The organism is Eubacterium sp., assembly GCF_057858645.1.
The window spans coordinates 127,690-143,160 of the sequence record NZ_DBLZZO010000002.1; the positions used below are offsets into that span (position 1 = coordinate 127,690).

Annotated in this window: 12 protein-coding genes; all 12 read right to left on the reverse strand. The window is 33.3% G+C overall.

Annotated features, from left to right (window positions below):
- Positions 1 to 560: 560 nt before the first annotated feature.
- The 12 genes from sfsA to ACZM4J_RS01470 all read right to left on the reverse strand — a co-directional run bounded on the left by sfsA (position 561) and on the right by ACZM4J_RS01470 (position 15,466).
- Entirely contained in the window at positions 561 to 1,256 is a 696-nt protein-coding gene (sfsA, locus tag ACZM4J_RS01415; protein ID WP_022165439.1) for a DNA/RNA nuclease SfsA, read from the reverse strand.
- 464 nt (positions 1,257 to 1,720) lie between these two features.
- Positions 1,721 to 2,137: a hypothetical protein gene (locus ACZM4J_RS01420; RefSeq protein WP_022165438.1), complete on the reverse strand. Its 417-nt coding sequence runs from the start codon at positions 2,135 to 2,137 to the stop codon at positions 1,721 to 1,723.
- Positions 2,138 to 2,255: 118 nt separating this feature from the next.
- Positions 2,256 to 3,641, reverse strand: coding sequence for a fibronectin type III domain-containing protein (locus tag ACZM4J_RS01425; RefSeq protein WP_412623058.1), 1,386 nt, complete (start codon positions 3,639 to 3,641; stop codon positions 2,256 to 2,258).
- 164 nt (positions 3,642 to 3,805) lie between these two features.
- The gene (locus ACZM4J_RS01430; protein ID WP_022165391.1) at positions 3,806 to 4,396 is read right to left on the reverse strand and encodes a cytidylate kinase-like family protein; all 591 of its coding nucleotides are present in this window, start codon (positions 4,394 to 4,396) and stop codon (positions 3,806 to 3,808) included.
- Between the two features lie 286 nt (positions 4,397 to 4,682).
- The gene (locus tag ACZM4J_RS01435) at positions 4,683 to 6,749 is read right to left on the reverse strand and encodes an efflux RND transporter permease subunit (RefSeq protein WP_022165390.1); all 2,067 of its coding nucleotides are present in this window, start codon (positions 6,747 to 6,749) and stop codon (positions 4,683 to 4,685) included.
- A 15-nt stretch (positions 6,750 to 6,764) separates the two neighbouring features.
- Positions 6,765 to 9,014, reverse strand: a complete 2,250-nt coding sequence (locus ACZM4J_RS01440) for a methyl-accepting chemotaxis protein (protein WP_022165389.1) — start codon at positions 9,012 to 9,014, stop codon at positions 6,765 to 6,767.
- Between the two features lie 234 nt (positions 9,015 to 9,248).
- Positions 9,249 to 9,824, reverse strand: a complete 576-nt coding sequence (locus tag ACZM4J_RS01445) for a TetR/AcrR family transcriptional regulator C-terminal domain-containing protein (RefSeq protein WP_022165388.1) — start codon at positions 9,822 to 9,824, stop codon at positions 9,249 to 9,251.
- 241 nt (positions 9,825 to 10,065) lie between these two features.
- Positions 10,066 to 10,866 (reverse strand): ABC transporter ATP-binding protein, encoded by an 801-nt coding sequence (locus tag ACZM4J_RS01450; RefSeq protein ID WP_022165387.1) that lies wholly within the window; start codon positions 10,864 to 10,866, stop codon positions 10,066 to 10,068.
- Entirely contained in the window at positions 10,866 to 11,801 is a 936-nt protein-coding gene (locus ACZM4J_RS01455; RefSeq protein WP_022165386.1) for an ABC transporter permease, read from the reverse strand. Before ACZM4J_RS01455 ends, ACZM4J_RS01450 begins: the two co-directional genes overlap by 1 nt.
- A 139-nt stretch (positions 11,802 to 11,940) precedes the next feature.
- Positions 11,941 to 12,948: an ABC transporter substrate-binding protein gene (locus ACZM4J_RS01460; protein WP_022165385.1), complete on the reverse strand. Its 1,008-nt coding sequence runs from the start codon at positions 12,946 to 12,948 to the stop codon at positions 11,941 to 11,943.
- A gap of 593 nt (positions 12,949 to 13,541) precedes the next feature.
- On the reverse strand, positions 13,542 to 14,351 hold the full coding sequence (locus tag ACZM4J_RS01465) for a Cof-type HAD-IIB family hydrolase (protein ID WP_022165383.1): 810 nt from the start codon (positions 14,349 to 14,351) through the stop codon (positions 13,542 to 13,544).
- Positions 14,352 to 14,371: 20 nt separating this feature from the next.
- On the reverse strand, positions 14,372 to 15,466 hold the full coding sequence (locus ACZM4J_RS01470) for an iron-containing alcohol dehydrogenase family protein (RefSeq protein WP_489485483.1): 1,095 nt from the start codon (positions 15,464 to 15,466) through the stop codon (positions 14,372 to 14,374).
- Between the last annotated feature and the right edge of the window lie 5 nt (positions 15,467 to 15,471).

Below are 15,471 nucleotides of genomic sequence, written 5' to 3' on the forward strand. Positions count from 1 at the left end.
TAAAAGGGAAGCGTCAGCTTTCCGATATGCGAATATTTGTATGGATTGCGGGAGTGCTCGGCACGGAGCAATCCATGTAATTAAAAATACATTTCTCAAGGTCCACACCTGTGCTTGCACAAAGGTGAGCTGGACTTTGGAACACGCCCAAATATGAGCATAAAAGGGAAGCGTCAGCTTTCCGATATGCGAATATTTGTATGGATTGTGGGAGTGCTCTGCACGGAGCAATCCTTGTAATTAAAAATACATTTCTCAAGGTCCTCACCTGTGCTTGCACAAAGGTGAGTTGGACTTTGGAACACGCCCAAATATGAGCATAAAAGGGAAGCGTCAGCTTTCCGATATGCGAATATTTGTATGGATTGTGGGAGTGCTCTGCACGGAGCAATCCTTGTAATTAAAAATACATTTCTCAAGGTCCTCACCTGTGCTTGCACAAAGGTGAGTTGGACTTTGGAACACGCCCAAATATGAGCATAAAAGGAAAGCGTCAGCTTTCCGATATGCGAATATTTGTATGGATTGTGGGAGTGCTCTGCACGGAGCAATCCATGTAATTATTTGTTGAGTTTTATCTCTACGGGGTTATTTATTTTAAGTTCTTTTTCTGTTACCACACAGTCATACGCCATTATTTTAACTCCTTTACTTTCTGCCTTTACCAGTACTTCTGCAAAAGCCTTGTGAGTCTCTTTGTTAGGTGTAAAATATTTTACATTTTCCATTTGCACAACAAACATAATATAAGCGTCAAAGCCCTCTTCCTTGGCTTTGATTAAATGTTCTATATGCTTTACCGCTCTTTTGCTTGGTGCATCAGGAAATAAAACCACACCATCTTTTTCAAGGGTAACACCTTTTACTTCCATCCACGCTTTTTTATTATCTCCCTCAATATAAAAATCAAACCTTGATTCTCCATATTTTTTCTCAGGAGCAACAAGTTTTGTATTTTTATATAAGCCATTTTTATTTAGCCATTCCTGTACTACTTTGTTTGGTGCTTGGGAATCCATATTTATTATTCTTTCATTTTTCCTGACTACAACCAAATCATATTTTGTTTTTCGATTGGGATTGTCTGATTCCTCCAAATATACAGTTGCACCATTAACTAAAAGTTCTTTGCAACGTCCTGTATTTTTCACATGAACAACCTGGGGATTATTATCCATTCCTTCTACATCAACATACGCTATAAACCTGTTGGGTCTTTCCCTAAAAATTCCTTTTACAATCTTTTTATATTCCATAATACTTTCTTCTCTATAATTCAATCTTTTATCTTAATTCTTTTCTACTCTTTACACTTCAATCCTTTATCTTTCTTTTCTGTTCTTTGTAATTCAATCTCTTATATTAATTCGTTTCTGCTGTCTATAATTTATTGTCTGCCAAAACTAATATTAACACTTTTCATTATTAATTAACAGCTGTTTTCCTGCACATACTTTTTAATGCATAATTAATGATTGTAGAATTTTGATTATTAACCAAAGGATTAGTTCTTTTTATATTATGGAATTATTATTTCTAATTGTTCAGATATGATTTTATTTTGTATGTTTTGTCTATTAGATAAGCATTTAGAAAAATTGCTTCTCAAATCAGGAATGGCGTTTCAGAATTCTCCGAAACGCCACAAAATTGAAAGGGTTTAGATTATTATGTTACCTAAAAATCTAATACACTTATAGTTTAAAAATTAAAAACATTTTTAACTATAAATTTTATCTTCCTCTGAATTATCTTCTCCTGATACTTTAATGTTTGCATCGTCCATTTTTACCTTAGGAATTGCAATTGGTGGCAAACCTGAATTTACAAAAAATGTAATTACCATCGATCTTACATGTGGGAATATTTCATCGTATGCCTTCTTATGAATTTCCCTTTTGTCTGATAACTGATCACAGTCAAAAAATGCTACTGCACTTATTTTAAAATTAAAATCCATTGGCTGATTCTTATCCATCATATCAATAGTTAATGTAGCTGCACACTTCTTATCGTCCCTTGTATATTTAACATTAAAAGATGCTCTCTGGCTAATATCCAAAGAAACAGCTCCTTCTATCTTATTTGTTAAATCAAGTTCTTCTACTTTAATTCCATTAAAAACTAAATCTCCCATTTAATGCCTCCTTAATCTTTTCCTGTAATTATATCATTCTTTAATTATTAATAAAAGTGAAATGCAGACCGTTTTAATCTACATTCCTCTTTTATAAACTATATCCTGCTATGGGATATTATTTTTTTACTTTAACACTTTTAACTTTGCTCCATGCTCCATAGTATTTTTTCTTTCCAACTACTTTGTAAGCTCTAACCTGAACGAAGTATTTTTTGTTTTTAAGTTTCTTAATTACATAAGAATTCTTCTTAGCAACTTTAATCTTTGCTTTTTTAAGTTTGCCTTTGCTTAAAGCATAACGAACCTGGTAGCCCTTTACACCTTTAATCTTCTTCCATGACAACTTAATCTTCTTACCCTTAACATTCTTAGCCTTAGGTGAAACCTTTGCCACTTTAATCTTTGTTGTTGTTGGCTTCTCAGTTGGTCTGTTAGGGTTATCCTTAGCTGCAATTGTTTTAACAACTGTACCTTCACAATTTTCACCAATTCCTGTAATTGTAATTGTGATATTACCTGTTGCATCTGTAGCTACTGTATATTTATAATCCTTATCTTTTGTTAATGCACGTCCATTATCAGGTACCTGAACTAATACATTTAACTGCTTGTTAGCATCAAATGATGTCTTAATAGTTGTGTTAGCAAGTTTTCTCTTAGTAATAACGAATGTCTTTTCAATTGTTCCTGTATAGTTTCCAATACCCTTTATTGTCATTGTCACAGTACCAGGATTCATATTATCTGAATAAACAATTTCGTAATCCTTCATTGCTGATAAGTAAACATCACCCTGACTCATCTTAATCTGAGGCTGGATTTCTGCCACCTTATATTCATAGCTTTCTGCTAAGTTTGATAAGTCTTTCTTTACAATGTCATCTTCAATATTTGCCTGTGCAATAGTGAATTCTCCTTCAAGCTTGCCTTCATATAATCCTATACCATTAACGATAACTTTTGCAGTTCCCGCATTTACATTATCTTCAAATACAAGCTCATAATCTGTTCCTTCAACAAGTTGCTTGTCATCAGCGATAACTGAAACAGGTACTTTCTGTTCATTACCATTGTATATTACTGCAATATCAGCAATAGCAAGACTTGCCTTTGTAATGTCTTTTCCTACAACTGTAACTTCTTCTGCTACACCCTCTGATGATTTTTCACCACGTTTTGCAACAACTTTTAATTCTCTTGTTAAATAATTATAATCTTCAGGAGATTCATAAACTGTTTCAAATTCTTCTCCACTCTTTGGAGAAATGTATGTAGCATATGCTTCATGTTTTTCATTTGTAAAATCAATGTTGTTATAAACTGTACAATCGTCATAAGTTGTTACAGTTGCACCTTCTGAAGCATAACCGTTCAAGCTTGTTCTTGCTGTGTCATCTGCCTTTGCTATGTTTCTGTTGCTCATTCCATCAAACGCCATTAAACTAAATGTCATTGATAAACTAAGAGCTATACTCAAAGCTTTTTGTGCGTTTTTTCTCATAAAATCCTCCTTTTTATATTTTCTTTGTTAAGTTTAACCATGGTATTATTTTATCATATTTAATGTTTGACAACCATATATCCGATTCAAGAAACCATTTTTATTTTCATCCAAAAAAATAAGAAAAAGCCTATAAATAAAGGCTTTTTCTTATTGAATTGTTTTTATTTCATTTCAACATAGTCAATAATTAGCTTTGCTGCATTCTCTAATGAGATATTTGCTGTGCTTATGCACAAATCATAAGCTCTTGAATCACCCCATTTATTCTCACAGTAGAAGTTATGATATGTTTTTCTTACTTTGTCTCTTTTCTTCATCTTGGATAAAGCAGCTTTCTTATCAATGCCGTCTCTTTCCATAACTCTCTTAGCCTTACTTTCTGTATCTCCTAAAATAAATACTTTTGTAAGATTTGGATTATCTGCGAGAATTTCATCTGCACATCTGCCTACAACAACAAATGATTCATTTTCCTCATTTGCTCTCTTTCTAAGCATATTGAATTCCTTAATGGCAACATCCTGTTCTATTGACGTTGTTACACCACCTAATGGAATTGGCATAAAAGTAAGGTTAATAGGTTTTTCGTCGTACTTCTCAACTACTTCTCTACTGTACGCTCCTTCCTTTGCCACTTCATCTAATAATTGCTTGTGATATAAAGGTATATTGTAATGTTCTGCTACCATTTCTGCTACCTTTAAACCTCCGCTACCAAACTCTCTTCCTATAGCAATTACTATCTGCTTCATAGTACATCCCTCCAGTCTTTAAGATTAAAAATAATCCGTACTTAATTTTATGCTAATTATACCACATTTTTCATTTTTTTTAAACGAAAAAGAGGTTCAAATTCCATTAAACTTTATAATGTTTAACTTATATTTGAACCTCTAAAACTTCATTTTTTGCTTTTTCAAACTAGTATTAATTTACTATTTAAAACTAACATTGATTTTCTTTTCAAACTAACATTAATTTACTTTTCGAACAAACATTAATTTTCTTTTTAAAACAAACATTAATTTGCTGTTTTAATTATTTGTCTAAGAATTTGTAACTTCCCTTTACAATAGCCTTGTCAAAAACAACAAACATTGCCGGTAAAATACAAATTACACAAAGCATACTAATTACGGCACCTCTTGCCATAAGCAAGCAAAGTGAACTAATCATGTCAATACTTGAGTAAGCACCTACACCAAATGTTGCCCCAAAGAATGTACAAGCACTAACAATAATTGACTTCATTGTTGCTGTTAATGCGTCTTTTGCAGCAAGATGTTTTTCCTTGCCACTGCTACGCTCTAACTTATATCTGTTAGTCATTAAGATTGCGTAGTCAACTGTAGCACCTAACTGGATTGTTCCAATTACAACTGAAGCAATAAACGGTAATGTTGCTCCTGTATAGAATGGAATACCCATGTTGATGAAGATTGCGAGTTCAATTACTGCTACCAAAATTATAGGAAGTGTAATTGACTTAAATACAATTGCGATAATTGCAAAAATTGCAAATATTGAAACAAAACTTACTATTGCAAAGTCTTTGTTTGTTATCTTAATTAAGTCTCTTGTACATGCAGCTTCACCTACAAGCATTCCTGACTTGTCGTATTTCTTAATAATCTTTTCGATTTGATTACACTGTGCATTGGCTTCATCTGAACCTGTCTTATACTCAGACATAAAGATTAACATTTCATGTTTTTCACTCTTTAATGCACTTGTTAAATCTTCCGGTATAAATGAATCAGGAACTGAGCCGTCTAAGAAACTTTCAAGTCCCATTGCAACTTTTACACCTTTTACATCATTAACATCTGACAATAAATCTTTAACATCTTTCGTCTTTGTATCTGAACTTATTAAAATCATATTAGCCGAGCCTAAATCATAAGCATCTGCCACTTTATTCTGAGCTGTAACACTCTTTAAGCTTTCCGGCAAACTTAATGTTAAATCATAATATACATTTGTATTTGCCTGACCGTAAGCTGCAGGACCAATTAATAATAAGAACAATACAATAAATATTCTATAATGCTTTGTAATCCACGCAGGAATCTTTTTAAAATCAGGTAATAACTGTTTGTGCTTTGTTTTCTGAATGGCTTTGTTAAATACCAAAATGAAAGCCGGTAAAACAGTTACACATGAGATAACACCTAAAATTACACCTTTTGCCATTACAATACCAAGGTCAAGTCCCAATGTAAAACTCATAAAGCATAAAGCAATGAAACCTGCCACTGTTGTTATTGAACTACTTACAACAGAAGATATTGTAGCTGCAATAGCATTCGCCATAGCCGATTTACTGTCACCGTCATGTTTCTCCAGCTCTTCCTCAAAACTGTGCCACAGGAATATTGAATAGTCCATTGTAACACCAAGCTGAAGTACCGCCGCTAACGCCTTTGTAAGATAGGATATTTCTCCCACCACAAAGTTGCTGCCTAAGTTATATATAATAGCCATTCCAATACTTAACATAAAGAAAATTGAAATTAAGTATGAATCCATTAACAATGACAAAACAACAATTGAAACTAATGCTGCTATACAAACGTATATGAACATTTCCTGTTCAACTAACACTTTTGTATCTGTAACAATGGCTGAAATACCGCTAATATAACACTGTTTTTGTGTAAGATTTCTAAGTTGTGTTATTGCATCCATTGTTCCCTCACCGGAACTTGTGTCATCAAAAATAACCATCATAATTGTTGATGTACCTTTGTTAAAGGCTTTGTACACATCATCCGGTAGCATTGATTTTGGTACACCTGCTTTTTCAAAAGAGTCATACCATAAAACTTTACTTACATGGTCAACTTTTTTCATTTTGTCAATAAGCTTTGTGACATCTTTATCATCCATCTTATCAACCATAACAATACTAAATGCACCTGAATGGAATTCATCCATCATTATGTCCTGACCTGTCATTGTGTCAATTCCGTCCGGCAAATAGTATAATAAGTCGTAATTTACTTTTGTATTCATATAGCCAATGCCTGCTGGAATTAGTAGTAAAATACTAATTAGTAATATGACATATCTGGCTTTTACAACAAACTGTCCAAACTTCTTCATAACTTATTAGCTCCTTTACTTATCCGACTTGATTTCGGCTGTCTTAAATATGAATTTAACGTTACCTGACATATCACTCTTAATTCCTGAGAATGACTTGTATTCTTTTCCGTTATTTAATATATCTTCAATACTATTAACTGCATCCTTTGTATCATCGCCAAAGATTTCAGTAATCTTGCTTATACCTTCGTCATTTAATTTGACAACACCATCTTTTAATGTTTTTGTTCCATTAAATAATGTTACAACACCACTGCTTAATGAACCTGTACCATTTGCTAATGTTTTAGCACCATCACTAATCTGTCCTGCACCTGAATTAACAGTTGCAATACCATCTTTAACCTGTGAGCTTGCATCGCCTAACTTACTGTTCATCTTATCTGTTCCCTGGCTAAGTGACTTCATACCTAAGTTAAGAGTTTTTGCACCACTATTTAACTGGTTTGTTCCTGATGCTAATGTACTTGTTCCATCATATAAACTTTTTGTGCCTGCTGCTAAAGTACCGGCACCTGTATTTAACTTACTAATACCTGTGTATAATGTATTAATTCCTGTATTTAACGCTGATGCACCATCTGTTAAATCTCCCATGCCATCAACAAGAGCCTTAATGCTTGATGCCTGTGAAGTAATCTGAGTTTCAAATGTTGATTTAACCTGCTCTAATGTTTTAATTCCATAATATGCTTCTAATAACTGATAATAAGCTGTTGCATTTAAACCTGCGCCTGTTAAAACAGTAGTCATGTCTGCGCCCTGAGCAATGGCACCGTTAATCTTTTCAATAGTTGCGTTTAATGCTTTTTCAGAAGCAATTGCACCGCCTGTAGCTGCGCTTACTTTTTTAACAACACCATCAATTTGAGTCTGGATAGAACTTGGTGTTGACTGTAATGTACCAACTAACTGTTTTATGCCTGCTTCTGCTGTTTTTGTTCCTGTTGCTAAAGCCTTTGAGCCATTCTTTAAGCCCTGGCTCTTAACATTACCCTTGCTGTCCTTAACATCTTCAAAACCTGCTTTTGCACTGCTTAAACCTTTTGCAAGTTCCTGTGCACCTGAGTTAACCTTCTTAGCGCCGCTGTTTAATGTCTGGGCACCCGAATTCAACTGGTTAGATGCTGACTTAACACTCTTTGTTCCTTTGTATAATTTCTTAGCACCTTTGTTTGCACTCTTAACACCTGAAACAAGAGCACTGTCAAACTTCTTATAACTTGTTAATAATGTAGTTGTTCCTAAATATAAATCAGATGTATATTTAGCAATATCCTTTGCACCCTTATCAATCTTATCTGCACCTGAATTTAATTCGCTGGCACCTGATACTAAATCTCCAGCACCTTTTACTAACTGATTTGTACCGTCCTTTAACTCATCCATCTTATCTTCAATGTCTGAGAAATCTAAGCTCTTGTCTAAATCTAAATCAGCAATTTCAGATGTTGCCATTGTAAGTGACATGTTTAAGCTAAAGTCTTTTACATCAGCTTCAACTGTAAATGATTCAGGAATATCAATATCCTTTAAATAATCTTCAGCCTTGCTGACTGTTGATATAAGATTGTCCTTAAAGCCCGGTGCTCCATAACCGATTACAATGTTTGAACCATCATATTCAACTACTTTACCGTTATCAACTTTTACATTTGTGAAATTATCATCTAAAACCATACCTGTTAAAGTAATAAATGGAATGAATTTTCCCTCAGATGATGTTTCATTAACATAGTCATAAACAATTTTTACTTTTCCGCTTTTTCCTGCCAAATCATCTGGTGATATTTCTTCATCATCTAAATAATATTTAACATTTACTTTAATAGGTGTAGACTCTGTTGTTGTACCCTGATATGTAATGTCTTTTCCTTTATTCTCCCAAACAATATTGCCATTCTCATCTGTAGTATATTTTTCATCACCACTTAAATTTGTAATATTATCGAGATTTGATACATCACTAATGCTATCCTTATCAGAAACTTTCAAAGTATCACTTACTGTTGTCTTAGTAACTTCACCAGATGGATCCATTTCCACGAAAACTGTTTCTTTCTTTTCAGTATTGGCTGTGTCACCAATCTTACTGCTTAATAATGTTTGCAAATCTGACTGTTTAATTGTGTCAGAAGCTTCTGTTTGTTTTTTTTCTGTTTTCTTTGACTGTGTGTTTGTAGTTCCACATCCTGACAAACACCAGGTTGACATTGTCATAACCAACGCCAAACTTATTCCTTTTTGAACATACTTTCTCATTTCAACATACACTCCTTTTCTTTTCTATTGTACAGTATACATTTATATGTAAAAAAATCATTATACATTCTTATACACCAATGTATTTTTATGACATCTGTATAAAATTGTATAAGTCATTTACTTTCTGTATAATAAACAGATATTAGATTTCATTTGTACCTATTTATTGTAAAAATATAACTCTGTATATTTTCAAATAGACTAAAATCAATTTCCTGTTAAATTATTTTTTTAATTCTTTGTATTTCTTTTATACATGTAAATCTCATGTCCTAACTCTTCAGTCTGCAATGTCATTTTCTGCAACAAAATTGCCAGGTCATCTTCGTTTTCTTTCATGCCCTTTAATGCCCAGTCAACAATTACTCCTGTTAAGCCATAAGCGAAAAATCTTGCATATATATCCTGTTCTTTATCATCTAAATGCTGATATAAATCAAGTTCTGCTATTGCCTTCACAAACAACTCTGCGAAAATTTTATTACTATATTCAGCGAAGAAATTGTTGGATGACTTAATTGTGTTCATAAAAAACGCTTTCTGCTGTTTCATATATTTGAACAATCCAATTAATTTTTCAACCCAGTTTTCAAAAGTTAAATCCTGTGTTAATGGAATAAATAAATCCTGATTATATATCCAACTAAGCAATTCATACTTGTCATTAAAATGATAATAAAATGTCTGTCTATTAACACCACAATGGTCTGTAATGTCAGCAACAGTTATTTTATCTAAAATCTTTGTGGCCCCCAACTCTTTTAAGCTTTGCGCCAAAGCTTTTTTTGTAATGTTTGAATTTGCCATAACTTCCTCCTTATACTAATGTATCTAAATATTACATTAGCATCTTTTTTATACTTATGTATAATTTTCTTATGTTTGTAATATAACTCTACTTTTTACTAAATGCAACCATTCTTTCTGTTTTTTGTACACTTGTCTGAAATTGTATAATTGCGTATTGTTTTTTGCGTAATAAGAAGTTCTGAAGGAAGTTCTTATTACACAAAAAAAGAAGCTGTAGCAATGCTACAACTTCTTTTTCTTAACTTAACAATATTCTATCATTATCAAATGCCTTCTGTTTCTTGGCTGAATACATCTTAATCAAATCATCCATTGTCATATTGTCTCTTTCTTCTCCTGAAAGATCCAATATAATCTCACCGCTGTCTAACATAATTGTTCTGTTACCTGTGGTTAATGACTGATTCAAATTATGTGTAATCATCATTGTGGTAATGTTATTCTCTGCTACAATTTCTTTTGTTATTTCCATTACTCTCTCTGCTGTTGCAGGATCAAGAGCTGCTGTATGCTCATCAAGCAATAACAGCTTTGGAATTGATAAAGTACACATTAACAATGTAACTACCTGTCGCTGACCTCCTGAAAGTAAGCCGATTTTGGTTTTCATTCGGTCTTCAATTCCCATATTGTATCTTGCAAGATTCTCCCTAAAGAAAGCTGTCTGTTTCTTAGTTATAGCTCTCTTAAAAGGTGAATTTTTCTTTCCTGCTCTTGTATATGCCAACGCAAGATTTTCTTCGATTGTCATATTAGGAGCTGTTCCTTTCATTGGATCCTGAAAAACTCTGCCGATTAGTTTAGCTCTTGCATGTTCACTCTTAAAAGTAATATCTTCTCCATCTAATAAAATATTCCCTTTATCCACCATAAAGGTACCACATATTGCATTAAACAAGGTTGATTTACCTGCACCATTGGAGCCAACTACTGTTACAAAATCACCATCTTTTAGGTTTAATGACATATGGTTAATTGCTGTATGTTCATTAACTGTACCTTTGGCAAAGGTTTTTGATATGTTATTTATTTCTAACATTACATTGCCCCCTTTCTGATTTTTCTTGCAGCCATTCTTTCCTTAATTGCAGGTACTGCCAATGTAATAGCTACTATTAATGCACATGTGAATTTCATAAGGTTTGAACTCATGTCGCCAAACAACTGCTGTCTGATAACGAATGCAACTATTATTTTATATAGAACAGAACCGATTACTGCTGAAACAATTCCTGTTGCCACACTTCTTTTTCCAAAAATAACTTCACCAATAATTACTGCAGCAAGACCATAAATCAAAGTTCCGTTTTGTAAACTAATATCAGCATAGCTAATGCTTTGTGACTGCAGTGCACCTGATAAACCAATAAGACCGTTTGCCATCATCAAACCAACAATCTTTGTTCTGTCTACATTAATTGATGATGCTCTTACCATATCAGGATTGTCGCCTGTTGCTCTAATGCAAAGTCCTAAATGAGTTTTAAAAAACCAAATCACTAATAGAATTACAACTAAAGCAATAATAAAACTAACACCAGCCTTTACCATAGAAGTTTCAAACATACCTCTAATACCTAAGGTTTCTTTTACTTTTTCAAAAATTGTTACTTTACCATAACTTAAGTTTGTAGTCTGACCTTTATCTGTCAAAGAATAGCAAACCAAATTAATGGAATACAAACCACTCATTGTAATAATACCTGCCAAAACAGGATGTACATTAAGTTTAGTCTGCAAAGCTCCTGTAATTAATCCTGCTATCATTCCCGCCACCATTCCAGCAAAAACTGCAAGAATGGGATGACCGTTAAGAGAAACTAAAACAGAAATTACAGCTCCAAATCCAAAACTTCCTTCTGTTGTTAAATCAGGTATATCTAATATTCTTAAAGAAATATATATACCCATTGCCAATAAACCGTAAATTAATGCCTCTGGCACATTTGATAAATAATATTGTAATTCTACCATTTCTTTTTCACTTTCAATTATTATTGTAATATTTTAATTCTCAGTTTTTCATTACTCTATTATTTTCATTTTTGTAGCAAACTTTTTGCTTTGTACTTTTCAAATGTTTTTTCATGTTATCTAATTTATACTTTTAAACTTACTTAGCTGTATCAAGTTCTTTTACTTCATACTTTGTTTTTATATCTTTCTTTGTAAGTCCTAAAGCTTTCATTGTGTCTTTATTTACTGAACAGTAGTCAATACCTACAACCTGTGCCGGTATATCTTCTACCTTCTTACCATTCTTTAAATATTCAACTGCCATATCTGCTGTTTTCTTACCGATTCCCTTGTCGTCAATTGCAAGTGTTGCAAAACAACCTGACTGAACTGTTGTTGCTGATGCACAATATGTTGGAACTTTTTTGTCCTTGCAGATTTCTGTAAGTTTTGAAACACCATCCTGAATAATTGAATCATTTGGAACAAATACTGCATCTACTTTTTCAGCTATTAAAGCGTTTGTTGCGTTTTCTACATCTGCTGCTGTAGGAGCTGTTTTTTCAACATATTCAACACCGATTTTCTTTAAGTATTCTTCAACCTGTTTAATTGTGTTTGTAGCGTTGTCTTCGTTTCCACTATAAATAAGACCGTATTTCTTTGCAGGTGTTGTTGCCTGTGCAAAATCAATTATTTCTGAAACAGGAATTGCATTTGATGTTCCTGTAGCATTCATGTCAGGCTTATCCATGTCTGTTAAAACCTTTGCTGCAAGTGGTGCTGATACTGCACAGAAAAATGCAGGTGTGTCTGATTCTGTACTTACAAATGTCTGTGTTGGAGGTGTTGCAATTGTAAACACTGCCGTGTATGAACCGTCAGCCATGTTACTTGCTATAGTTGATAAAGTTGTTGCATCACCTGATGCACACTGGTAATCAAAAGTTGTGTTGTCTTCTGTGTAGCCTTTTGCTTTTAATTCTTCAAGAATTCCTTCTTTCATATCCATAAAAGCGCCATTTTCTACCATTGTGATAATTCCAATTTTTTTCTTGTCATTGTCATTATTTCCACCCTTTTTGCTGTTTCCACATGCTGTGAATACTGATGTAGCTAATGCTACTGTTAAAACTAAACCTAAAACTTTCTTAAATCCTCTCATAATCTTTCTCCTTTTAAAAGTTATTTCAGTTTAGATAACCCTTCAGAGTATATAGAAATTAAATTACTTTTATAACTTCTATAATCTATTTTTCTTTATACGAAAAAAAGTCCTTGATAGTATTATTCTACTATCAAGGACGGATAATCTAAAAATCTTCCGCGGTGCCACCTTGATTCATATCAAACGATATGCTCTCAACGAGTACAAACATACTCTGTGCAACTAACGTATGCCTTCACGTCATGAAATACTGGCTTCTAAAAAAGTTTTGTTCCATGCCCTCTGCGGTCCATTTATGTGAGCTGCGTTCTGTGGGTTCTCAGCTACTCCCTACTCTCTGTAAGTGCACGATTCACTTTTACCTCCGCATCAACGGTTTCAATGGTCATCTTCAACTGTTAGTAAAAATTATACGTCAACCATTTCTGTCAGTCAACCCTAAATTTCTATTTTGTAGTCTTTTGTTTCCATACCCAATCCTCTATATGCTGTCAATTTCTTCCCATAACTCTTCCTCTGTAAGTACACAACCATTTTCTAAATCATCAATTGCTTCATCAAGTTTAGAAAGTAATACATTCATCCCATCATTAATCCATTATAAACTTTTCTACTACCTTTGCTATACCATCATCGTTGTTTGATGCTGTAATATAATCAGCATTTTCTTTCACTGCATCTACAGCATTTTCCATTGCAACACCAACTGCTGCATATTTAATCATTGACAAATCATTAAATCCATCACCACAGGCAATTGTATTTTCATGAGGTATGTTTAATTTGTCAATTAAAACTTTAATTGATGCAGCTTTGTCAATTCCCTTTGGTACAATTTCAATAAAGTAATCTGTAGAACGATACACTGAAAGAACATCTCCGAATTTTTCGGCAAGCCTTTTTTCGTGATACTCTGAAATTTCAGGATCTGCAGTGTAAAGGCATTTGTTTGGATTGTAGTCCACATACTTTACTACATCTGTTAAAAATGCCGGTATTCTGTTGATTTTTACAGTTTCAAGCATTACATACGGATCTACTCGTGTAGCCACAAGTCCCTGCTTGTTGTCATAAGTAATCAGCCCCAGATTGTTTTGTCTTGCATATCTTATTAAATCAGGAAGATATTTTCTATCCAGAGTATTCTCAAAAACTGTCTCCTTTGTTTTCCAGTCGATAATTTTTCCACCATTAAATGACATAACATATCCACCATATTTTTCAAGTTCCAGCTCTTTTGCAATAAATCCCATGCCAGGCGTTGGTCTGCCAGACGCAAGAGCCACAATATGACCTCTTTTTTGAATGTCCATAAGGGCTTCTTTTGTTTTAGGTGTAATTTTCTTTTCATCATTTGTTAATGTTCCATCTAAATCCAAAAATATTATTTTCTTGTCCATTAATCTTATCCTTTACAATTTTATTTATTTAATTCTTCTAATTCTTCTAATTTTTCCATTGATGTTATTAACATTTCCTTTGTAATAACGTATGGGTTATGCTGGATATCTTTCATTATTACCGCATTTTCTGCTAATTGTTCTATGCTGTCTTTTGTAAATTCCAAATCTTTAAGACATGTTGGAAGTCCTACTGACTTGTTAAATTTATATACTGTTTCAAAATCTTCCATATTGTTGTCTACAAGTAAAAGATTTAAAACACCATAACTTACAACTTCCCCATGAAGATGATTTTTTTCAATATGAGGATGCGCTGTCAAAGAATAAAATATAGCATGTGCCAATCCTGAATTGTAATGAACTGTGTGCTCTGCCGTAAGATAAATTGAAGCAACAGCAGTTGATACGATAATCGCCAATACAACCTGCTCGTATTCATAAGAATTTTGTTTTCTGTCATTTGAATCCATGGCAGCTTTTCCATATTTCATTATAGGCTCGTAACACATTCGGCTTGCATTTACACCCATTTGGAAATAATGCTGTAATTCCTCTCCTTTTGAAGACATTTCAGCTTCAAAATATTTTGCATAAGTGTCGCCCATACCAGCCCATAAATATCTTGATGGTGAATTTACTGTAATTTCTGTATCAATAAAAGCATGAACCGGTGGTGCCGGATAAAAGAAAGGCTCCTTAAATCTTCCATCAGGATAATACATTATGGACACACTTGTACAAGCTGAACAGTTTGATGCTATTGTTGGAAAAGAAAATACCGGTTTGTCTATTTTTACCCCCAAGCATTTTCCTGTATCTGTTGATTTGCCACCACCAATTGCAAAAATCATGTCGGCTTCTTTTACAAGCGGATTTTCCATTAAGGCTTCGACATTTTCATAAGTTGCCTCTCCACCGTACCATAAAAAATCCAGTATTTCTAAATCTGAACCTTCAATTGCTTTTTCTATTTTTTCTCTTGCTGCATTAATTGCCTTATGACCACCAATTGCAACAATCTTTTTTCCATAAGTTCCACATATTTCAGGAATCTTGTTATAAACCTTGTCTCCAATAGAATAACTTGGAAGATGTATGCTGTAATTTTCCATTTTTT